Origin of the sequence: Microbacterium sp. (assembly GCF_040394595.1) — a bacterium.
Taxonomy (GTDB): domain Bacteria; phylum Actinomycetota; class Actinomycetes; order Actinomycetales; family Microbacteriaceae; genus Microbacterium.
Window position 1 is genome coordinate 502,664 of the sequence record NZ_JBEBSA010000001.1, and the last position, 21,160, is coordinate 523,823.

At 71.8% G+C, this 21,160-nt stretch carries 15 protein-coding genes and 1 tRNA gene; 3 read left to right on the top strand and 13 right to left on the bottom strand.

Annotated features, from left to right (window positions below):
* Positions 1-77 precede the first annotated feature (77 nt).
* The 3 genes from ABWO84_RS02490 to ABWO84_RS02500 form a co-directional block, all read right to left on the bottom strand.
* Positions 78-1,199 carry a 5-(carboxyamino)imidazole ribonucleotide synthase gene (locus tag ABWO84_RS02490; RefSeq protein ID WP_502915368.1) on the bottom strand — a complete coding sequence of 374 codons (1,122 nt, stop codon included), beginning with the start codon at positions 1,197-1,199 and terminating at the stop codon, positions 78-80.
* A gap of 38 nt (positions 1,200-1,237) precedes the next feature.
* Complete coding sequence (locus tag ABWO84_RS02495; protein ID WP_502915369.1) at positions 1,238-1,801, bottom strand: PH domain-containing protein; 564 nt, start codon at positions 1,799-1,801, stop codon at positions 1,238-1,240.
* A gap of 80 nt (positions 1,802-1,881) precedes the next feature.
* The gene (locus ABWO84_RS02500; protein WP_353112168.1) at positions 1,882-2,631 is read right to left on the bottom strand and encodes a biotin--[acetyl-CoA-carboxylase] ligase; all 750 of its coding nucleotides are present in this window, start codon (positions 2,629-2,631) and stop codon (positions 1,882-1,884) included.
* 73 nt (positions 2,632-2,704) lie between these two features.
* Here ABWO84_RS02500 and ABWO84_RS02505 point away from each other — a divergent pair, with 73 nt between their 5' ends.
* Positions 2,705-3,766 carry a glycosyltransferase family 2 protein gene (locus tag ABWO84_RS02505; RefSeq protein WP_502915370.1) on the top strand — a complete coding sequence of 354 codons (1,062 nt, stop codon included), beginning with the start codon at positions 2,705-2,707 and terminating at the stop codon, positions 3,764-3,766.
* Positions 3,767-3,859: 93 nt separating this feature from the next.
* Here the strand turns inward: ABWO84_RS02505 and ABWO84_RS02510 are convergent, their stop codons facing one another.
* The 3 genes from ABWO84_RS02510 to ABWO84_RS02520 are packed head-to-tail and all read right to left on the bottom strand — an operon-like array spanning position 3,860 to position 8,313.
* On the bottom strand, positions 3,860-5,293 hold the full coding sequence (locus ABWO84_RS02510; protein ID WP_353112170.1) for a CDP-glycerol glycerophosphotransferase family protein: 1,434 nt from the start codon (positions 5,291-5,293) through the stop codon (positions 3,860-3,862).
* Positions 5,290-6,540 (bottom strand): CDP-glycerol glycerophosphotransferase family protein, encoded by a 1,251-nt coding sequence (locus ABWO84_RS02515; RefSeq protein WP_353112172.1) that lies wholly within the window; start codon positions 6,538-6,540, stop codon positions 5,290-5,292. Before ABWO84_RS02515 ends, ABWO84_RS02510 begins: the two co-directional genes overlap by 4 nt.
* Positions 6,541-6,585: 45 nt before the next feature.
* Complete coding sequence (locus tag ABWO84_RS02520) at positions 6,586-8,313, bottom strand: S1C family serine protease (RefSeq protein WP_353112174.1); 1,728 nt, start codon at positions 8,311-8,313, stop codon at positions 6,586-6,588.
* 96 nt (positions 8,314-8,409) lie between these two features.
* Here ABWO84_RS02520 and ABWO84_RS02525 point away from each other — a divergent pair, with 96 nt between their 5' ends.
* Positions 8,410-9,615 (top strand): aminotransferase class I/II-fold pyridoxal phosphate-dependent enzyme, encoded by a 1,206-nt coding sequence (locus ABWO84_RS02525; protein ID WP_353112176.1) that lies wholly within the window; start codon positions 8,410-8,412, stop codon positions 9,613-9,615.
* A gap of 27 nt (positions 9,616-9,642) precedes the next feature.
* Here ABWO84_RS02525 and ABWO84_RS02530 read toward each other — a convergent pair whose 3' ends face one another.
* The 5 genes from ABWO84_RS02530 to ABWO84_RS02550 form a co-directional block, all read right to left on the bottom strand.
* Positions 9,643-10,452, bottom strand: coding sequence for a carbon-nitrogen hydrolase family protein (locus ABWO84_RS02530; RefSeq protein ID WP_353112178.1), 810 nt, complete (start codon positions 10,450-10,452; stop codon positions 9,643-9,645).
* 52 nt (positions 10,453-10,504) lie between these two features.
* Positions 10,505-11,572, bottom strand: a complete 1,068-nt coding sequence (locus ABWO84_RS02535; RefSeq protein ID WP_353112180.1) for an endonuclease/exonuclease/phosphatase family protein — start codon at positions 11,570-11,572, stop codon at positions 10,505-10,507.
* A 240-nt stretch (positions 11,573-11,812) separates the two neighbouring features.
* Positions 11,813-11,886: transfer RNA gene (locus tag ABWO84_RS02540), tRNA-Met, on the bottom strand.
* Positions 11,887-12,046: 160 nt separating this feature from the next.
* Complete coding sequence (locus ABWO84_RS02545; protein ID WP_353112182.1) at positions 12,047-14,962, bottom strand: UPF0182 family membrane protein; 2,916 nt, start codon at positions 14,960-14,962, stop codon at positions 12,047-12,049.
* Positions 14,963-15,035: 73 nt separating this feature from the next.
* On the bottom strand, positions 15,036-16,103 hold the full coding sequence (locus ABWO84_RS02550) for a YlbL family protein (RefSeq protein ID WP_502915371.1): 1,068 nt from the start codon (positions 16,101-16,103) through the stop codon (positions 15,036-15,038).
* 135 nt (positions 16,104-16,238) lie between these two features.
* On the opposite strand from ABWO84_RS02550, the gene ABWO84_RS02555 reads away from it, so the two are divergent.
* The gene (locus tag ABWO84_RS02555) at positions 16,239-17,675 is read left to right on the top strand and encodes a zinc-dependent metalloprotease (protein WP_353112186.1); all 1,437 of its coding nucleotides are present in this window, start codon (positions 16,239-16,241) and stop codon (positions 17,673-17,675) included.
* A gap of 810 nt (positions 17,676-18,485) precedes the next feature.
* Here ABWO84_RS02555 and ABWO84_RS02560 read toward each other — a convergent pair.
* Together ABWO84_RS02560 and nudC are read right to left on the bottom strand one after the other, a co-directional pair.
* Entirely contained in the window at positions 18,486-20,207 is a 1,722-nt protein-coding gene (locus ABWO84_RS02560; protein ID WP_353112188.1) for an ATP-dependent helicase, read from the bottom strand.
* Complete coding sequence (gene nudC / locus ABWO84_RS02565; protein WP_353112190.1) at positions 20,204-21,082, bottom strand: NAD(+) diphosphatase; 879 nt, start codon at positions 21,080-21,082, stop codon at positions 20,204-20,206. The genes ABWO84_RS02560 and nudC overlap by 4 nt, the downstream gene beginning before the upstream one ends.
* Positions 21,083-21,160 lie beyond the last annotated feature (78 nt).

Genomic DNA, 21,160 nt, shown 5'->3' on the forward strand with positions numbered 1-21,160 from the left:
GCTACGGCCCGCCGCTGGGAGAACGGCGGAACGGCGCGCGCCTGCGGGCCCCGCGCGGGCAGACGCTCAGCGGATCCTCAGGCGAAGTGCCCGGCGGCGGAGCGCGCCGTGTAGACCACGTCGTCGAGGTCGTCGCCGACCGCGTTGACGTGACCGACCTTGCGTCCGGGGCGGGGGTCCTTGCCGTAGGTGTGCACCTTGGCGTCCGGATGCGCGTCCATCGCCGCCGCGAACCGCTCGTCGATGCGCCCCTCGGCCGGGCCGCCGAGGATGTTCACCATCACCGCCCATTCCGCGAGCGGGCGGGGGTCACCGAGCGGCAGGTCGGCGACGGCCCGGAGGTGCTGCTCGAACTGGCCGGTCACGGCGCCGTCCTGGCTCCAGTGCCCGCTGTTGTGCGGGCGCATGGCGAGCTCGTTCACCAGGATCCGCTCGTCGTCGGTCTGGAACAGCTCGACTGCGAGCATGCCGGTCACGTCGAGGCCCTCGGCGATCCGCTCGCCGATCTCGGCCGCGACCCGCACGAGCCGTTCGGTGGAGTGCGGCGCGGGGGCGATGACCTCGGCGCAGACGCCGTCGCGCTGCACCGTCTCGACCACGGGGTAGGCCGCCGTCTGCCCGCCGGGTCGCCGGGCGATCTGCTGCGCGAGCTCGCGGGTGAAGGAGACCAGCTCCTCCGCGAGGAGCGCCCCGCCCTCGAGAGCACCCAGCCAGTCGGCGGCCTCAGCCGCGTCCGAGACCACCCGGACGCCCTTGCCGTCGTATCCGCCGCGGGGCGTCTTCACGACGGCGCGTCCTCCGTGGTCGTCCAGGAATGCCTGGAGCTCCCCCTCGTCGCGCACGGCCGCCCACTCGGGCTGCGGCACGCCGAGCTCGGCGAGGCGGGCGCGCATCGCGAGCTTGTCCTGGGCGAACTGCAGAGCGTCCGGCCCGGGGTGCACCGCCACGCCGTCGGCCACCAGGGCGCGCAGCACCTCCTGCGGGACGTGCTCGTGGTCGAAGGTGATGACGTCGACCTCACGGGCGAAGGCGCGCACCGTCTCCAGGTCGCGGTAGTCGCCGACCCCGGTCGCCGCGAGCTGCGCGGACATCCCCTCACCCTCTGCGAGCACCCGCAACTCGAGCCCGAGCTCGACCGCCGGGGCGATCATCATCCGGGCGAGCTGCCCTCCGCCGATCACGCCGATGCGCACACCCATCCGCGACTCCTTCCGTCGCGTCCATTCTCGCGTATCGCTCAGGCGCCCGGGTGCGCGGGCGGGAGCACGACGCCGGACTGCGCATCCCGGTGGGCGAGGATCTGGCTGACCTCGATCTGGTCGGCGAGCGTCTCGTGCACCAGGTTCACACTGGGCACGTTCGCGAGACGCAATGGAGCGTCGACGCCGTTGGTGAGCGTGATCGTCCCCGCTCCCCAGAGCCGCTGGAGCAGGCCGCGACGGACGGCGATGGAGTATCCGCGGGCGTGGGAGAGCTCGCGGCGCCGGCTCGCGCCGATGCCGTCGCGCACGATCACGCGGCGGGTGGTGATCGTGTAGGTGCGCGCCCTCCAGACGAGGAAGGGCACGATCACGAGAAGCAGCACGGCCGCGCCCGCCGCGGCCAGCAGCATCCAGTTCTGGAACGGCGCGGGGAGGTTGCCGTAGAAGTACGCGGTGGCCCCGCAGACCCCGATGAGCACGAGAGCCGACCAGAACAGCCGGCGGGCGTGGCCGCGGAAGCGCGCGATCAGCAGCTCTTCGACGGGCGCGCCGGGCGGCGGCATCGTCGGCCGTCCTCCGAGCGTCACGGGCTGGGTCACCCCTCCATTGTGCCCGGAGGCGCCGACAACCCGCTCTCAGCCGCGGCGTGTCAGCCTCGCCGCGCCACGTCGGGGGCGGATCAGACGGGCCGGACGTGCACGACGTCGCCCGCCGAGACCGCGCGCCGGACGCCGTCCACGGCGACCACGAGCCGCCCGTCCTCGTCGAGGTCGACGGCCTCGCCGCGCAGCGCATCGCCGCCGGGGAGCGAGACGGTCACCTGCTGCCCGAGGGTGATGCACCGCGCGATCACCGCGGTGCGCACGTCGGCGCCGGCCCGCAGGCGCGTCAGCAGGGCGTCCAGGCCGCCGAGATAGTCGGCGACCAGGCGATCCGCGTCGACGTCGACGCCTTCCACGGCGAACGAGGTCGCCGTGGCCACGGGAAGCTGCTCGGCGGTCATCGCGGTGTTGACTCCCGAGCCGACGATCACGGCGTCCGTCGTCGCCTCCGCGAGGATGCCGCAGATCTTCCGCCCTTCGACGAGCACGTCGTTCGGCCATTTCACTCCGACGTCCCTCCCCGGCAGCTGGTCGCCGACGGCCTCCGCCATCGCCGCGCCCGCGATCAGGGGGAGCCACCCCCGCAGCGCAGGGTCGCCGGGCAGGTCGCGCAGCACCACGGAGATCGCCAGGGCGGCTCCGGGCGGCGTGACCCATCCGCGGTCGAGCCGTCCTCTTCCGGCCGTCTGATCGGCGGTGAGCAACACCGAGAGATGCGGCCAGGCGACGACGTCCTGCGCGCGTGCACGCAGCTCCGCGTTGGTCGAGGGGCTCTGCGCGGCCACGTCGAGCCGCGAGGCGATGCGGGATGCCCGGGGGAACTCCATGCCACGACACTATCCGCCCGGTCGCGCGGCACCGTCCGGGGAACTCACCGCCGCAGCATGAAATGATCGACGGGTGCACGACGACGACATCACCGGCGGGGTCTCCTTCGTGATGCCCGTGCTCAACGAGCGGGTCTATCTCGAGCACGCCGTGGCCTCGGTGCTCGCCCAGGAGGTGAGCGGTCCCACGGAGCTGGTGCTCGCGCTGGGGCCGTCGAAGGACGGCACCACCGAGCTCGCACACGAGCTCGCGGCGCGGGACGACCGCATCCGCATCGTCGAGAACCCGGCGGCGCACATCCCGGTGGGACTCAATCTCGCCATCCGCGCCAGCCGGTTCCCCACGGTCGTGCGGGTCGACGCGCACTCCGAGCTCGCCCCCGGATACGCACTGCGCGCCCTCGAGACGCTGGAGCGCACCGGCGCCGCCAACGTCGGAGGGGTGATGCGCGCCGAGGGGCGCACCCCGTTCCAGAAGGCGGCGGCGCATCTCTACAACTCCCCCGTCGGCCTCGGCGGCGGGGCCTACCACGGCGCGCGGAACGAGGGCGAGGCGGAGTCGGCCTATCTCGGCGTGATGCGACGTGACGTGCTCGAGGAGGTCGGCGGGTTCGACGAGTCGATCCGCCGCGGCGAGGACTGGGAGCTCAACCTGCGGATCCGGAGGGCCGGTCATCTCGTGTGGTTCGATCCGGGACTCGCCGTCACCTACTGGCCCCGGGAGAGCTGGTCACGGCTCGCGCGGCAGTTCCGCGCCACCGGCGCCTGGCGTGGCGAGCTCGTGCGGCGCTACGGCCGCCGGAACGGCCTGAGGTTCTTCGCACCCCCGGTGCTCGTCCTCCTCATCGCCGCCGCCGCCGTCGTGGCCGCGCTGCAGCTCACCGGGGTGCTCTCCGGGATCGCCGCGCTGTTCGCCTCGGTCGTGTACCTCCCGCTCGCGGCGTACGTGGTGCTCGTGCTCGCGGTGGCCTTCGCCCCCGACCGACGGGGGCTGCGCGAGCGGCTGTGGACGCTGCTCGTGCTGCCCACCATGCACCTGTCCTGGGGCGCCGGCTTCCTCGGCGGGCTGCTGCGGGGCGCGCGAGGCACCGTCGACGCCTCGCGGCTGGGCACGAGGAACACTCCGCTCCCCTGACCCGTCCCGTCGCTCCAGCCGCGCTGCGTGTGCAAAAAGGCATCCCCGAACCCTCTCGGGGATGCCTTTTCGCCCTCTGCCGGGCGCATGCGGCTAAGCCGTGAGCCAGCCCTGGTCGAGGATACGGGAGACGACGCGATCGGCGGCCTTGCCGTCGTCCCTCCGGTTGAACTGGGCCCGCCACGCGAGGTAGCGAGCGGCGTACGCGTCGACGTCGTTCCCGGCGAGCGCTCGCACGAGCTCCTCCTGGGTGCGCACCAGCGGCCCCGGGGCGCGCTCGGACAGGTCGAAGTAGAAGCCCCTCAGCTCGCCGCGATAGTGCTCGAGGTCCGGCACGAGGAAGTACATCGGCTTGCCGGTGACGCTGAAGTCGAACATCACGGAGGAGTAGTCCGTGATCAGGGCGTCGGCGGCGAGCAGCAGTCGCGCGGTCTCCGGATACCCGGTCACGTCGATCACCCGCGCCCCGACACGGTCGCGTCCCGGTCCCAGCGTGCGGGAATGCCCGCGCACGAGCACGACGGAGTCGGTCTCCTGCGCGAGGCGCTCCGGATCGACGAAGTCCACCATCTCCGCACGGTCGTCGCGCCAGGTGGGCGCATAGAGCAGCACGTGCTCCTCCGGCCCGATGCCGAGCTGGGCGCGCACGTCGGCGGCGTCGCCGTCGACGAGGACGTCGTTGCGGGGGTATCCCTCGACCCAGACCGGCCTGCCGAGGAATGCGTACGCCTTGCGCAGGATGCGCTCGGAGTAGGTGTTCTGCGCGAGCAGGACGTCCCAGCGCCGCGACTCCTTGAAGACCGCCATCATCCGCCGCGGATCGAAGCCGGGCCGGTGCAGCGCGAGACGCTTGAGGGGCGTGCCGTGCCAGGTCTGCAGCACCTTCTGCCCGGGCTTTCGCGCGAAGCGCCGACGCAGCCAGTCGTTCACGATCAGCACGCGCGAAGCCCCTCGTGCATGCCACCATTCCGGGCTGCCCTCGACCACCGGCACGGCGCCGTCCGGCACCTCGACCGACAGGTCGGCGACCGCCCAGTACCGTGTCACCGCCGGAGCGCGCGCGGCGAGCACCCGGTCGATAGCCCGGGGGTTGCATCCCGCATTCTGGCCGTAGAAGCTCTCGAAGAAGACCGCGTTCTCGGTGCCGCCGCTCTGCGCGACGTAGCGCTCCTCGAGCGTCGACTGCCCTTCGGCGGTCTCGTACACCGGATCGATCGCCGGCGCGATGTCCACCCGATCGCCCTCGACGGCGACGCGGAGGATCGGCAGCATCGTGTCCGGCGCGGACATCCCCGATGTGTCGGCGCCCGCGATCTCGAGGCGGTACGCGCCCGCCGGGAGCGGCAGCGCCGGTCCGCCCCAGCGCGGGGCGCGCAGCGGGAAGGTCGCCTTCCAGGTCTTCCCCCCGCCGGTGACCTTCGCCTCGACGCGGGCTCGCGGTCCGACCAGGCTCGCCGCGGAGGGCTTCGCCCCGACCCCGCTGATGACCAGCGCCTCGCGTTCCCCGTCGATCAGGGCGGTGGTCATCCTGCTCCCTTCGGCGCGGGGATCCCCCGCGCGCGGATCGCCTGGTACACGCGGCGGGTGTTGCCGCCGTCCCGATGCGCGTGCATCGTCCCGCTGAGCGTAGCGGACCGGCGCGACCGTTCCTCGAACACACGCGCATCCCCGAGCACGGCATCGAGATCGGCCGCGACGCGCCCCCAGTCCCGGGCGAAGTCGGTGCCGGCGACGTCCTCGTAACGCCCGTAGAAGCCCCGGGTCCGTGCGTACTCCTCGGCATCGGGCGCCAGATAGAGCACCGGCATCGCGAGCAGGCCCACGTCGTAGGCCATCGAGGAGTAGTCGGTGATCAGGACGTCGATCCGCGGCAGCGCGGGCATCACGTCGAGCAGGAGATCCGACCCCAGCATCCGCACCCGGCCGCTCGACCACGGCGGCGCATAGGCTCCGGCGCCGAGCGGGTGCGAGCGCACGAACAGGATGGCGTCGTGCTCCTCGAGCAGGGCGATGATGCGCACCCAGTCCTGCGCCGACGGCACCGCCGGGTCCTCCGCGCCGTCGCGCCAGGTCGGTGCGTAGAGCACGGCCCTGGTCGCCGCCGGGATCGGCCCGGTGCGGGTGAGGAGCGCGGTCGCGGCGCTCCGGCGCTCCTGCGCGGTGCCCGACGAGAGCACGTCCACGCGCGGCTCCCCCGTCACGACCACCCGCCCGTCCCCGAGCCCGAAGGCCGACTCCAGCCGTCCGCGGGAGCGGTGCGATGCGGCCGGCAGCACCCGGATGCCCTGCGCCGCCCGGCGGTAGAGCACGGCGAGGAGCCGGCGCAGCAGCACGGCGCCGGGGATCGCGGGGACCTGCGTGGTCATCGGCGAGTCGAGCCCGATGCGCTTGAGCGGGATGCCGTGCCACAGCTGTGCGATGAAGGCCCCCGAGGTCGCATAGCGGTTCGCATCCCCCAGGCCGTGCGTCACCACGACGACGCCCGCACGGGCGGTCGCCCACCAGCCGCGGAGACCGTCTCTGCGCACGGTGCGGATCCCGAGGGCACGGGCGTCCGCGAGATCACGATCGTCGCGGGCGAGCCAGGTGGACCGGTGCCCCTCCGCATCCGCGACGCGCCACAGCGCGAGCGCTCCGTCTCCGATGCCGGCACCGCAGCCGAACACCCAGGACGAGCCCCGCGGGACCAGGAGGGCGCCTATGCGTCCCACGGCATACAACGGGATGCGCAGCAGCTTGGCCACGTTCCCGGAGCCGAAAGAGAAGGACGCCACCCCGCGAGCCTATCGCGGGGTGGCGTCCTTCTTCGGGGCGGATGCTCAGAGTTTGAGGGTGCCCAGAGTGACGTCGGCGGTGTACGACTTGCCGTCGCGCACGTAGGTGACCTTGGTGGTGGCGCCGCCTGCGAGGGCTCGCACCTGAGCGGTCAGGTCGCTCGAGCTGCTGACCGGGATCCCGTTGATCTCGGTCACCACGTCGCCCTTCTGCAGGCCCGCCGCACCCGCCGCGCCACCGGAGGTGATGTCCACGATGTAGGCGCCGGCGACGGTGGCCGACTCGACCGAGGAGGCATCGCGGACCGAGGCGCCGAGCAGCCCGTGCGTCGCGGCGCCGTCCTTGAGGATCTGGTCGGCGACGCGCTTGGCGACGTCCGACGGGATCGCGAAGCCGAGACCGATGGAGCCCGACTCGCTGCCGGAGGACGAGGAGCCGCCCGCGGTCGCGATCGCGACGTTGATGCCGATCAGGTTCCCCTTGCTGTCGACCAGCGCGCCTCCCGAGTTGCCGGGGTTGATCGCCGCATCGGTCTGGATCACCGCGAGCGAGATCGACTGCGACGCCTGCTGCTGCGATCCCATGCCGGGGATGTCGAACTGGAACGGTCCGCCGTTCTGCTGCGATCCGTCGCCCTGCTGCTGGTCGCCGGTGCCGCCCTTCGGGACCGCCGAGGAGGCGACCTGGATGCTGCGGTTCAGCGCGCTCACCACACCGGTGGTGACCGAGTTGGACAGGCCGAGCGGGGCGCCGATGGCCACAGCGGTGTCCCCGACGTTGAGCTTCGACGAGTCGCCGAACTCGATCGGCGTGAGGTCCTTGGCGTCCTTCAGCTGGATCACCGCGAGGTCGTAGATCGGGTCGGTGCCCACGACGGTGGCGTCGTAGATCCGTCCGTCCGAGGTGGTGACCCGGATGGTCGGCTTGGAGACCGCGCCGCCGAGGGTGACCACGTGCGTGTTGGTGAGCACGTGCCCCTCCTTGTCGAGGATCACCCCGGACCCGCTGCCGGACTCGTTCGAGCCGGAGACCTCGATCGTGACCACCGAAGGGAGCACCTTCGTGGCGATCGCCGTCGTCTCGTTGACGGAGCCGGGGTTGTTCACGGTCACCGCCTGCGGACCGGATGCGGGGCTGCCCTGGGGCTGGGCGACTGTCGAGCTCCAGAGGGCGCTGCCGCCGATGCCGGCGACCCCTCCGACGAGGGCCGCCGCGACGATCAGGGCCGCGATCCGCGCTCCGCCACCGGCCTTCTTGGCGGTACCGGCCTGTGCGGTGTGCGGGGGGTCGATCGGGAGCGTCTGCGCCGTGTGCTGCGGTGAGACCCCGAAGGCCGCGCCGGGGGCGCCGTAGGCTCCCTGCGCACCCGCTCCGTGCTGTCCGCCGTAGGAGGGCGTGTGCGGAGCCGCATGCGCACCGGGCGCTGCGCCGTAGGGCTGGGTGTAGACGTTGCCCGCAGGTGCGGAGGGGGCCTGCTGGGCCCCGTACCCGGGCTGGGGGGCGCCCTGCTGCGGTGCCGAGGGCTGCGCGCCCGGCGAGGGCTGCGCCGCCGCGGCCGTCGACCCCGGGGCGGGGAAGACCGGGGCGGGAGCGGCCGGTGCGGGCGCCGCGGATGCGGGGGCTGCCGGCGTCTCCGCGGCCGAAGCCGGCGGGACCGTGCTCTCCGAGGAGAAGCTCGCGGGAACCTCGTGCCCGGCGGGCACGCCGGCCGCGGCGTCCGTGTGCGACGACTGGGGGGTGCCGGCCTCGCCGGGGGTGTTGTTCTCGTTCATGGTGTGCTCCTTACAACGCCCTTACAGAGTGACGCCCGAGTCTGTGGGTTTCGTATGGCGAGGGTGGATGTCCCCTATGGTCTTAGCCTGTTCTCCATGGATGTCATTCCCGGCGCCTGGCGCCGCACCGCAGCCGGAGCAGGGCTCCTCTCCGCCGCCGGCGAGGTGGCGCCCACCATCTTCGCAGAGATGTCTGCGGCGGCGGTGAGGACGGGCGCCATCAACCTCGGCCAGGGGTTCCCCGACGAGGACGGTCCCGCCGCCGTGCTCGAGGCGGCACGTGAGGCGATCGCGGCGGGGGCGAACCAGTACCCTCCCGGCCGCGGGATCCCCGACCTCCTCGAGGCGATCTCCGCGCATCAGAGACGCTTCTACCGCCTCGTCGTCGATCCCGCCACCGAGGTGCTGGTCACCGCGGGGGCGACCGAGGCGCTCACCGCGACCCTGCTCGCCCTGATCGACTCCCCCGACGACGAGGTCGTCGTCTTCGAGCCGTACTACGACTCCTATGCCGCGGCCGTCGCCCTCGCCGGGGCGCGCCTGCGCACCGTCCCGCTGCGCGCGCCCGGATTCCAGCCCGACCTCGGCGAACTCGCCGATGCGGTCACCGACCGCACCCGGATCATCCTCGTCAACGACCCGCACAACCCGACCGGCGCCGTCTTCGGCGACGAGGTGCAGCGGGAGATCGTGCGCCTCGCCGAGCGTCACGACGCCATCATCGTCACCGACGAGGTCTATGAGCACCTCTCCTTCGCCTCGCCGCACATCCCGCTGGCGACGCTCCCCGGCGCGGCGGAGCGCACCCTGACGATCTCGTCGGCCGGGAAGACCTTCTCCACCACCGGCTGGAAGATCGGCTGGGTGCACGGCCCTGCGGCCCTGATCACCGCGGTGCTCACGGTCAAGCAGTACCTCACGTACGTGAACGGATCTCCGTTCCAGCCGGCGATCGCCCTCGGGCTCCGGCTGCCGGACGCCGTCTTCGCCGATGCGGCCTCCGCGCTGCGGGCGAAGCACGCCCTCCTCGGCGAGGCGCTGCGCACTGCCGGCTTCGAGGTGCATGCACCACAGGGCGGCTATTTCACGGTCGCCGATGCCACGGCGCTCGGGGGCGCGGACGCCGCCGCCTTCTGCCGGACGCTGCCCGAACGCGCGGGGGTCGTCGCGATCCCGATCTCGGCATTCGTCTCCGCCGCGCGCCGAGACGACTACGCCGGGCTGGTGCGCTTCGCGGCGTGCAAGCGTGTGGACGTGCTCGAGGAGGCCGCCCGCCGGCTCGCGGGGCTCCGCGGGGCCTGACCGGGCTCTCCCCGGGCGGGACTCCCGTCAGCGCGGGACCACCCGGTACCGGCGGAGCCGCAGCACGGGGTTGACGTCGCGGGTGCGCGCGACGAGCCCGGCGTCGAGCGGCGCCAGGGCGACGCCCTCGCCCGCGCCGATCCCCGCGACGACGACGCCCTGCGGGTCGACGATCTGCGAATGGCCGACGCCGATCGGGCCCGGGTGGTCCGCGGCGATCACGTAGGAGGTGCTCTCGATCGCCCTCGCCGCGAGCAGCGTCGTCCAGTGGTGCTCCTTCAGCGGGCCCCGCACCCACTCCGCGGGCACCAGGAGCGCATCCGCCCCGGCGTCGGCCAGGGTGCGCGCGACCTCCGGGAAGCGCAGGTCGTAGCAGGTCATCATGCCGAAGCGGAGGCCCCCGAGCTCGAACACCGCGGCCTCGCCCGTCGCACCGGCCGCGATCCAGTCCGACTCGGTCTGCCCGAAAGCGTCGTACAGGTGCTGCTTGCGGTACACGGCCTGCACCCCGGCTGCGGAGACGGCGACGACCGTGTTGTGCACGCGTCCGGCCTCGGCGGAGGCCTCGACCAGACCGGCGACGATGGTCACGCCGCGTTCCTGCGCGAGCCCTCGCAGGCCGGTGACGAACTCTCCGGTCAGCGTCTCGCCGTTCGCCGCGAAGGACGCGTCCATCGGATCGGTGAAATAGCTGGAGTATTCCGGCAGCACCACCAGTGCCGCGCCGCGTCCGGCGGCCTCGTCGACCAGCTCGGCGATCCGCATCCGGTTGCGGAGACGATCCGCCACCGGGGCGAACTGACACACGGCGACGAGGAGCTGCGCAGCGGAAGGCATGTGCCCATCCTGCCCCACCGGCGCGTGCCTGTCCGAGACTCGGCCGGTCCACTCACCTGTTGTCGAGCACGGCCACGATCGGACGGTGGTCAGAGCCTCCGGGATCGGCACCCGGCACCCTGACGGCCTTCGCGATCCACGCCGAACCGTGCAGCACATGGTCGATCGGCGACGAGATCCACGAAGGAACGCCCGACGGCCAGGTGCCGACGGCCGCGGCACCCGCCTCCTGTGCCGCATCGTCGCAGCCGCCGACGAGATGCCCGTGGATGCCCAGTCCCGCCAGGTGGTCGACCGTCGCGTTCAAGTCGCCCGCCACGATCACGTTCGAAGAGCGGCACGCCTCGGCCACCCATCTCAGCCCCTCGTCCCAGCCGTCCATGCTGTCCGGCAGCGGGGGCAGCGGGTGTGCGGCGACGATGACGGGCCCATCGCCGTCGACGGGCCGCCACACGCCGCTGGGCAGGCCCGGCGTCGTACCGGCGCTCGCATCGACGTCGTAGTCGCCCAACCGGTCGGCGATCAGCACCGAGGTCGGGATCCAGTCGTACTCGCCTTCGGCTCTCACCGTATGGGGCCTCATGCCGATGCCCTGCTCGGCGAGCAGGCGCGCGACCTCGGCGGCCGCCTTCTCATCTGTTTCCGGCAGGCTCACCACATCCGCCCTCGCGTCTGCGGCGACACGGGCGATCTCGGCGGGCGACGTCGCCCCTCCCTGCGCGTTCCAGGCCATCACGACCAGGTCGCCGTCGGGAAGCGCTCCGTTCGCCGAGCCCCGGGCCGCGAGCACCGCACCGTTGACGAGAGATCCGGCGGCCAGGACCAGAGCAAGCGCCGCTGCGAGCACCGGTCTGCGCCCGCGCCTCATGAGACCGATAGCTCCTGCGAGCAAGGCCAACAGCGCGATGCCGATCCCGAGCGGCGCCCGGAACGCGATCAGCTGAGCGATCCCCGGGACCCTCTGCATGCCCAGCGCCTGCGGCCACGACATCACCAGGACCGCCGCCCCGGCGAGCACGATCACTGCCACCAGCGCGACTCGTCGCGCGCTCGCATGCTGCGATCCGCCCGCACCGGCGCTCTGCGGGGCCTCGGCGCTGGTCTCGACGCTACGACGCAAAGCTCGTACCGCTCGGCCCGAGGATGACGGGCCACAGGACGAGGGCCGGAACCACGGTGGCGAAGACGCCGCTCATCAGTACGCTCGCCGCACGCACGCTGCCTCCCCAATGGTCGGATCGGAACGATCATCCTAGCGGCCGGTCATGAGAGGACCTGCGCTGCGGTCGTCGGACCTGCTCCACCAGGGGAAGCAAGAGGCTCCTGATCAAGTTATCCCTGATCAGGAGCCTCTTCTTTGTTGCGGGGACAGGATTTGAACCTGCGACCTCCGGGTTATGAGCCCGGCGAGCTACCGAACTGCTCCACCCCGCGGCACAAGAATTAACCTTAGCACGGGATCAGAGCATTGGCGAATCGGGCTCCCCTCCGCCCGTCTGCGAACCGTCGCGACGACCATGGAGCATCCCCGCGGCCCCCGGAACGGGGAAGGCCCCGACCGGGATTCCGATCGGGGCCTTCCTGGCACGCGGCTCTACTTCTTGGCGTCCGAACCGCTCGACTCGAGGTCGAGCAGCTTCTGCACCGCGTCGGTGAGCTTCTTGTCGGCCTCGGCGAACTTGGTCAGGTCGCCGGCCTTCAGCGCGGCCTCGCGATCGAGCATCGCCTGCTTCGCGGTGTCGAGCGCCTGCTGACGGGCGTCGGTCGCCGGCGGCTTCTCGCCGCCCGTGCCGCCCGTGCCGCCTTCGCCGCCGGACGATCCCGGGTCGACACCCGCGTCGCCGCCACCGGCGCCTGCGTCGCCGCCGAACAGCTCGTCGAGCGCTCCGGTGAGGGTGTCGGCGAACGCGATGCGGTCGCCGAAGGCCACCAGGACCTTCTGCAGACGGGGCAGCTTGGTGCCCTTGGTCGCCTCGACGTAGACCGGCTGCACATAGAGCAGTCCGCCGCCGACCGGCAGGGTCAGCAGGTTGCCGTGGAGCACGTTCGACTGACCCTGCTTCAGCAGGTTCAGCTGCTGCGCCACCTGGGTGTCGGTGTCGAAGGTGTTCTGCACCTGTCCCGGCCCCGGCACGGGCGGATCCGTGTTGACCTCGAGCATGCGCAGCTGCCCGTAGGTCCCGGCCTTCTTGCCCGCCGTGGAACCCGCGTCCGAGTCCACCGCGAGGTAGCCCATCATCACCTCGCGGGTGTTGTCGCTGCTCGCGTCGGGGATGAACGTCGTGAACATCGAGAACCGGGGGGAGTCCTGGCCGGGCATCTGCATGGACAGGTAGTACGGCGGCTGCAGCCGCGAGGACTGCTGCGGGTCGTTCGGCGTGCGCCAGGCGTTGTCGCGCCGGGCGAAGGAGGCCACGTCCTGGATGTGGTAGACCCCCAGCATCGCGCGCTGCACCTTGAACAGGTCGGTCGGGTAGCGGACGTGGCTCATCAGGTCGCCGGACATCTGGGAGATCGGCAGCACCGTCGACGGGTAGACCTTCTGCCAGGCCTTGAGCACCGGATCCTTGTCATCCCAGGCGTAGAGCTTGACCGAGCCGTCGTAGGCGTCGACCGTCGCCTTGACCGAGTTGCGGATGTAGTTGATGTTGTCGAGCGCGATCGCCGGGGACGGGTTGTTCGAGTCGGCGATCGACTGACGGAGGTTGACCCCCGTGGAGTACGGGTAGCTCGAGCTCGTCGTGTACCCGTCGACGATCCAGACGATGCGGCCGTCGACGACGCTCGGGTACGGGTCGTTGTCGAGGGTGAGGTACGGCGCGGCCTTCTGCACGCGCGTCTTCGGATTCCGGTCGTAGAGGATCTGCGAATCCTCGTTGACGAGGTTCGAGAACAGGATCTGCTCGGACTGGAACTTCAGCGCGTAGAGCATCTTCGTGAAGAGGTTGCCGATGCGCGGACCGCCGTCGCCGGTGAAGGTCGTCTTGGTGTCGGACGCCCCCTCGTCGCTCCCGCGGGGGAAGTCGATCTCCACGGGCTCGGAGCCCTTGGGGGCGCCGACGATCGAGTACTCCGGGGACTGCTCACCGAAATACACCCGCGGCTCGAACTTCTCGGAGTTGGTCAGGAAGCCCGAGGTCGGGATGCCGCGCTCGAGGAACACCGGCTCCCCTTCGACGGTGCGCTGGTTGCCGGCCATCGCCACCAGGCCGTAGCCGTGGGTGTACACCGCGGCGCGGTTGTTCCAGTTGTTGGCGTCGCTGAGCGCGGAGACGTCGAGCTCGCGCACCGCCACGACCGTGTCCTGCATCTTGCCGTCGACCTTGTAGCGGTCGACGTCGAGCTCGGTCGGGAACTGGTAGTACGGCCGGTACTGCTGCAGCTGTCGCACCGTGGGACTCACGATCGCCGGGTCGAGGATGCGGATCGACGCCGTGGTGTCGGCGTCCTGACGCAGCTGCCCCGCCTCGGCGTCGCGGTTGGCGGTGAAGGAGGTGGTCTGAAGGTCGTCGATGCCGTACGCGGTCTGCGTGGCCTTCATGTTCCGCTCGTAGTACTTGGCCTGGTACTGGTTCTGGTTCGGGGCCACCTGGAAGGTGGTCACGATCCACGGATAGCCGATGCCGACCACGAGCGATGCGACCAGCAGCAGGGCGGTCGCCGCGAGGGGGAAGCGCCACCGGCCGATGACGGCGGTCACGAAGAACAGCACGGCGACGATCGCGGCGATGATCGACAGGATCGCCAGCCCGGGGATCGTCGCGTTGACGCCGGTGTAGGCGGCGCCCGTGATGCGGTCGTCCGGCTTGACCAGCGTGGTGTAGCGGTCGAGCCACAGGCTCGCCGCCTGCACGAGGAGGTAGACCCCGGCGATCACCGCGAGCTGGATGCGGGCGGGCTTCGAGATGCGCAGCTCACGCTGGCCGATCCGCACCGAGCCGTAGAGGTAGGAGACGAGCGCGGTGATGACGAGGCTGAGCAGGAGCACCGCCGACACGAACGCGAGGACGAGCTGGTAGAAGGGCATCGCGAACATGTAGAAGCCCGTGTCGATGCCGAACTGCGGGTCGACGACGTCGGTGGTGACGCCGTTGAGCCAGAGCGCTGCGGTCTCCCAGTTGCCCGCGGCGGCGAACCCGCCGAAGATGCCGAAGAACACCGGCATGCCCCACATCGCGAGCCGTCGCAGCGGCTCGACGACCTCCTGATAGCGATCGAGCTGCGAGCTCAGCTTCACGTACACCGGGCGCAGCCGGTAGGCGAGCTGGATGCAGACGAACAGCGGGATCGCCATGCCGAAGAAGCCGATCGCGAACATCGCCGCCAAGCCGAACCACTGCGTCGTCAGCACCGACGCGAAGCGCAGCTGGTCGAACCAGAGGAACTCCGTGTACAGGTTGGCGAAGATGAAGAACCCCACGATGAGCGCCGCGATGACGACGAGCGAGATCGCGAGGACTCTGCGGGAGGTGCGTGGCGTGGCCGGTGTCGGCGCTGAGGTCGTGGTCACCTTCCCATCCTAGGCAGGCGACCTGTGGATGGGCATGGACATCCGCTTCCCGCGAAATCGCGGGCGCCGCGGCTCAGCCCGCGGTGCAGGTGGGCAGCTTCGAGGTGTCGCCGCCCTTCGCGATCACCTCGAGCGCTGCGAGGGACTGCGTCAGCGACTCGGTGCGGAACACCTTGAGCCCGTCGGGCACGTGCCCGACCACCTCGTCGCAGTTGCCCGCGGGCGCCAGGAAGTACTCCGCCCCGGCATCGCGCGCGCCGTAGAGCTTCTGCCGGATGCCGCCGATCACCCCGACGGTGCCGTCCGCCTCGATCGTCCCGGTTCCCGCCACCTTCTTGCCGCCGTTGAGCTCTCCTGGCGTGAGGCGGTCGATGATCCCGAGCGCGAACATCATCCCGGCACTCGGGCCGCCGACGTTGTCGAGCTGGATCTTCACGTCGATGGGGAACGAGTAGTCGGTCTTCAGGGTGACGCCGACCAGCCAGGCCGTGACACCGTCGGAGACCTGCTTCTCCGGCGTGATCCGCACCTTCTGCTCCGCCCCGGCCCGGTTCACCGTCAGCTCCACCGGGTTCGCCTCCGCCTTCTGGATGTGCGCGCGCAGCACCTTGGCGGAGGTGACCTTCTCCCCGTCGGCGGCCACGATCACGTCCCCCTGCTGGAGCAGGCCGTCGGCGGGGAGGCCCTCCACCGTGCCCGCGACCTCGACCTTGGCGCCGACGTCGTAGCCGAGCTCGGTGAGGGCGGCCGCGGTCGCCTCGTGCTGGGAGTCGACCATCATCGTCGCGTTGCGCTCATCGCGCTGCTTGCTCGTCAGCCCCTGGGGGAAGACCGCGTCGATCGGCATGACCGCCCGTGTCGGGTCCATCCACGCGAGGGCGAGCTCGAGCCAGTTGGGGGTGTGCTCGCGGTTGCCGACGACCTGCACCGTCGTCATGTCGAGGTTGCCGCCGGTGGGGTAGGTCTTCGCGCCGTCCACCTCGATCAGCGGGATCGACGTGCCCTGTTCGTTCTTGGCCGAGCCCAGGGTGTCGTACACCGGGCCCGGGCGCTGGATCACGTACTGCGTGGGCAGGAAGGTCAGCACCACGAGCGCGACGAGTGCGACGACGAGCGACCACACACCGACGCCGATGCGCATCGAGCGGCGTTCTGACAACGGGACCTCCGGCGTTCGCGAGCGGCGTACACGGATCCTCGCCCGTCGGGCACGTGCGCGGAAACCTGCAACTAGCGTAGATGGCACCGGCTTTACACGTGCTGAGAGGGCCCCGCCATGGCGAATGAAGAACCGGATCCGTCGGACTTCCAGGAGTTCCTGCGCCGGATGATGTCCGGCGAGGGGATGGACGCCGACGCGCTGCGCGAGGCGCTGGGCGGCATGGACGGCCTGGCGATCGACCCCGCCATGATGCAGTCGCTCATGGCACAGCTGCAGGGCGCCTTCGGCGGCGGCGATCCCTGGGAGGCCGCGAAGCGCCAGGCGCTGCACATCGCGAACCAGGACGGTCAGAGCATCACGGACGGCTCCCGCTCCTCGCTGGTGGACGCGTTCGGGCTGGCCGACCTCTGGCTGAGCGAGGCGACCACCATCTCCGAGCTCGCCTCCGCACCGCGGGCGATGACGCGCGGCGAGTGGGTCGAGCAGACGCTCCCGGTGTGGCGGGAGATCGCCGGCCCGGTCTCGACGAGCATCGCCGACGCCCTCATGCAGGCGCTCGACACGCAGGTGCCCGATGAGATGCGCGGGATGGTCCAGGGCGCGGGCGACCTCATGCGCGGCCTGGGCTCCTCGGTGTTCGCCGCGCAGTTCGGGCGCGTGCTGGGCAACCTCTCGCTCGAGGTGGTCTCCGGCGGCGACGTCGGCATCCCCGTGCTCCCGGCCGGCACCGCCGCTGTGATCCCGCAGAACATCGCGGCCTTCGGCGAGGGCCTGGAGATCCCCGAGGACCAGATCTCGCTGTACCTGGCGACGAGGGAGCTCGCCTACGCCCGCCTGTACCGCCATGCGAAGTGGCTGCACCTGCACGTGCTGTCCCAGATCACCGACTTCGCCCGAGGGGTGACCGTCGACATGGATGCGCTCGAGGACGTGGCCGGACGCCTCGACCCCTCGGATCCCGAGGAGCTCCGCGCCGCGATCGAGGGCGGAGCGCTGCTGCCGGCCCAGACCGACGCGCAGCGCGAGGCGCTCACCCGCCTGGAGAACCTCGTGGCGACGATCGACGGATGGGTCGACGTGGTCACGGCCGAGGCGACCTCCCGGCTGCCCGACGGCGCCCGGCTCGCCGAGGCCGCCCGGCGGCGGCGCGCGGCGGGCGGTCCCGCGGAGGACGCGCTCGGGGCCCTGGTCGGCCTGAAGCTGCGCCCCCGTCGGCTCCGCGAGGCCGCAGCGATGTGGCGCGCGGTGACCGACGCCGTCGGCGTGCAGGCCCGCGATGCGCTCTGGGACTACCCCGACCTCATGCCGCAGGCCTCGGACATCGACGATCCGGCGGCACTCATCACCCGGCTGCAGGCCACCGCCCGCGGCGAGGCACCCGCGGCGGACGAGTTCGACGAGGCGCTGGCGCGGCTGCTCGACGGCGACGACTTCGGCGGCGCTCCGGCCGACGACGGTCCCCCGGAAGGGGCGCAGGACGGCGGCGAGGCGCAGAGGCCCGAGGACGACCGCCCGGAAAGCGACCGCCCGGAAGGGGACCGCCCGGTCTGACCGTCGGCGCGACTCGTCCTCCCCATTGGGGCGAGATCGGGGAAGTTCTCCACGAGGTGTTCCGCTGCCGTCTTTCACGGGAGCAGGCCGGGCATGATCGGGCCATGAGCCCGCTCCTCCCCGTCGCACGCACGCGCCTCGACCCCCGCTACCCGTTGCTCTGGCGCGACGCGACGACGGTGCAGTTCGGGGCGGAGGACGTGCTGCGCATCCAATTGGACGCGCCGTGGGCCGAGCCGCTCCTGCGGGCCCTGGCCCGCGGCTTCCGCCGGTCGTCGTTCGACGTCATCGCCCACGGCGTCGGTGCGCCACGCACCGAGGCCCGCGCGCTGCTCGCCCGGCTCGAGCCGGTCCTGCGCGAAGACCCGCCCCCTCCCCCGCCGTTCTGGATCGACGGCGCGAACATCGCCGACGAGCGCCTGCCGTGGCGCCTCGCCGACATGCTCGAGGACGAGGGGCTGGAGCGCCGCGCTCGCGGAGACCACGATGCCGTGGGGGTGATCGCCGTGCAGGGCGCGGTCTCCGCTCTGCACCTGACGTCCTGTCTGCGCGAGGACCTCGCCCATCTCCCGGTCTCGTTCGAGTACGCCGCGACGACCGTCGGACCGCTGATCCGTCCCGGACGGACCCCCTGCCTGTCCTGCCGGGACGCACACGAAGGCGAGCGCGATCCGGCCTGGCCTCAGCTGCACGCGCAGCTGGTGGGCGGGCGCGGGACCCCCGTCACCGCGACGAGGATCGCGCGCGCCGCAGACCTCGTGGTCCGCCTGCTGCAGGCGCCGCTCGACGACGCCGGTGTCATCGCCCGGATCAGTCCCGACGGGCGCTGCGTCTGGCGCTCGGTGAGATTTCACGCAGGATGCCGGTGCCGCGCGTCGTCGTTCCGATCTCCGCGAGGAACCTCGACGGCGCGCGCTCTCCCCGCCCAGCGGAGCGCGCCCACGACAGCGACAGCGTTCGCGCGGCCCGCGTGATCCCCACGTAGGCGAGCCGCCTCTCCTCGTCGATCTGCTCGAACCCCGTGGCGTAGGAGATCGGCAGGGCGCCCTCCGCCCATCCCGCGAGGTGCACGTGCGGCCATTCCAGGCCCTTCGCCGCATGCAGGGTCGAGAGCGTCACGGTGCTCAGCTCGGGCTCGTGCTGATCCTTCGCCCGCGCGGTCAGCGCTTCGGCGAAGGATCGCAGCGTGGTCCCGGGCGCGGCCTCCTCGGCGAGACGGAGGATCGCGCGCCGCGCCTCCCACCCGTCACGCTGCGCGCCGCCGGCCTGCGGCGGCTCGTCGCTGAGTCCCAGACCCCGCAGCACGTCGCGCACGGCGGAGAGGAACCCGGCGTCCGTCGGGGCGACGGCCGCCCCGCGCAAGGCCAGCACCGCCTGCCGCACTTCGGGCATGTCGAAGAACCGCACCCCGCCCAGCACACTGGTCGCGATCCCTTCCGCGGCGAGCGCCTGCTGGATCACGCCGGACTGCGCATGCGCCCGATAGAGCACGGCGATGTCGGCGGGCGCGACCCCGGCGCGGAGCTGATCCGCGATGGCCGCGGCGATCCCCGCGGCCTCCTCCGTCTCGCTGTCGTAGCCGGTGACGGTCGGCGCCTCCGCGCTGAAGGAGTCGCGCGCGGGGACGAGTGCCAGCGCGCCGGGACGCCCGTGCATGAGTGCGTTCGCCGCGGTGAGGATCGGCGCCTGAGAGCGGTAGTTCGTCTCGAGGCGCACCACCGTGGCATCCGGGTACCGCCGCGCGAACTCCAGCAGGTGCCGTTGCTCGGCGCCCGCGAAGGAATAGATGGTCTGACTGGCGTCGCCCACGACGCAGAGGTCGCGGCGGTCGCCGAGCCACATCTCCAGCAGACGGTTCTGCAGTGGGGAGACGTCCTGGAACTCATCCACCGTGAAGTGCCGGTACTGCTCGTGCACGGCGGCGGCGACCCGGGACTCCGCCTCCAGCATCCCCGCGCACGCGAGGAGCACGTCCTCGAAGTCGAGCTGGCGCCGCTCGTCCTTGAGCTTCTCGTACGCGCGCTGCAGGTCGGCCAGCTGCCCCGCGTCCACCCCGGGCACCGCGCGACCGAGCTCGGCGTGCCGGTCGATGGAGATCATCGACACCTTCCGCCACTCGATCTCGGAGGCGATGTCCCGGAGCGTCGCCGTGCGGGGACGCAGCCGCAGCGAGTCGGCGGCCTGCCCGAGCATCCGCACCTTGTTGTCGATGATGCTCGGCGCCTGGTCCCCGGTGAGCGTCGGCCAGAAGAAGTTCAGCTGGGCGAGGGCCGCGGCATGGAACGTGCGGGCCGCCACTCCCTCGACCCCGAGCGCACGCAGGCGCCCTCTCAGCTCACCCGCCGCCTTGGCGGTGAACGTGACCGCCATGACGCGCCCTGGCGAATAGGCGCCCGTGTCGACGCCGTGCGCGATGCGGTGTGTGATCACGCGGGTCTTGCCGGTGCCCGCGCCGGCGAGCACGGCCACCGGCCCGCGCAGCACGGATGCCGCCTCCCGCTGACGCTCGTCGAGGGCGTCGAGTGCGCTCACGCGCGCTCCTCGTACCACGAGGTGATGAGCGCACGGGCGATGGACGCCGGGCCGGGAAGCCCCACAGGGCCTTCGCCCCGGAGCGCGGATCCGATCTCGTCGCGGGTGAGCCAGCGCACGTCGATGATCTCCTCGCCGTCGGCACGGACGTCCTCATCTGCGGCGACCGCGCGGAAGCCGATCATGAGCGAGCGCGGATAGGGCCAGGCCTGGGAGGACTCGTAGCGCAGCGCGCTCAGCCGCACGCCCGCCTCCTCCGCGAGCTCGCGGTGCACGGTCGTCTCGAGAGACTCCCCCGCCTCGGAGAACCCCGCGAAGCAGGAATGCATCCGCCCTTGCCAGGTGGCGTTGGCCCCCAGCAGCAGGCGGCTCCCGTCGGGGCTCTCCACGGCGACGATCACCGCGGGGTCGGTGCGCGGGAAATGCTCCCGCCCGCACCGCAGGCACTTCCGCGACCAGCCGGACTGCCGCAGCTCGGTGCGCGACCCGCACGCAGGGCAGAAGGGCGCGTCGCGCAGCCAAGCGGCGAGGGCGACCCCCTCGATGAAGAGATCGGAGTCTCCGCGGCCGAGGCGCCCGCCGGCGTCGCGGACGCCCAGCCAGGTCTCGTCGGGGGCCGTGTCGATGCTGTCCGCGGTCTCCGTCGTCGCCGCGAGCAGCACCGCGGTGCCGTCCGGGTCCCGGCCGAGCAGAGCCCACTCGGCATCGCCGACCTCGCGCGGGGCGACCCGCAGCAGCGAGTCCCCGTCGATGCGTGCGCGCCCGTCGCGGACCACGACCACCCGGGTCGTCGCGTCCCCGCGGAGACGCGACACCAGCCCGGGATCATCGCGCAGCTCTCCCGCACGGTCGAGGGGACTCGGTTCGATGCTCATCAGCTCCCTCTCCTGCGGCGTGAGGACGTCGGCTGAGCCCGATCGGGCGTGGCGTGGACGTCTGCCCCGGCGCGCCGA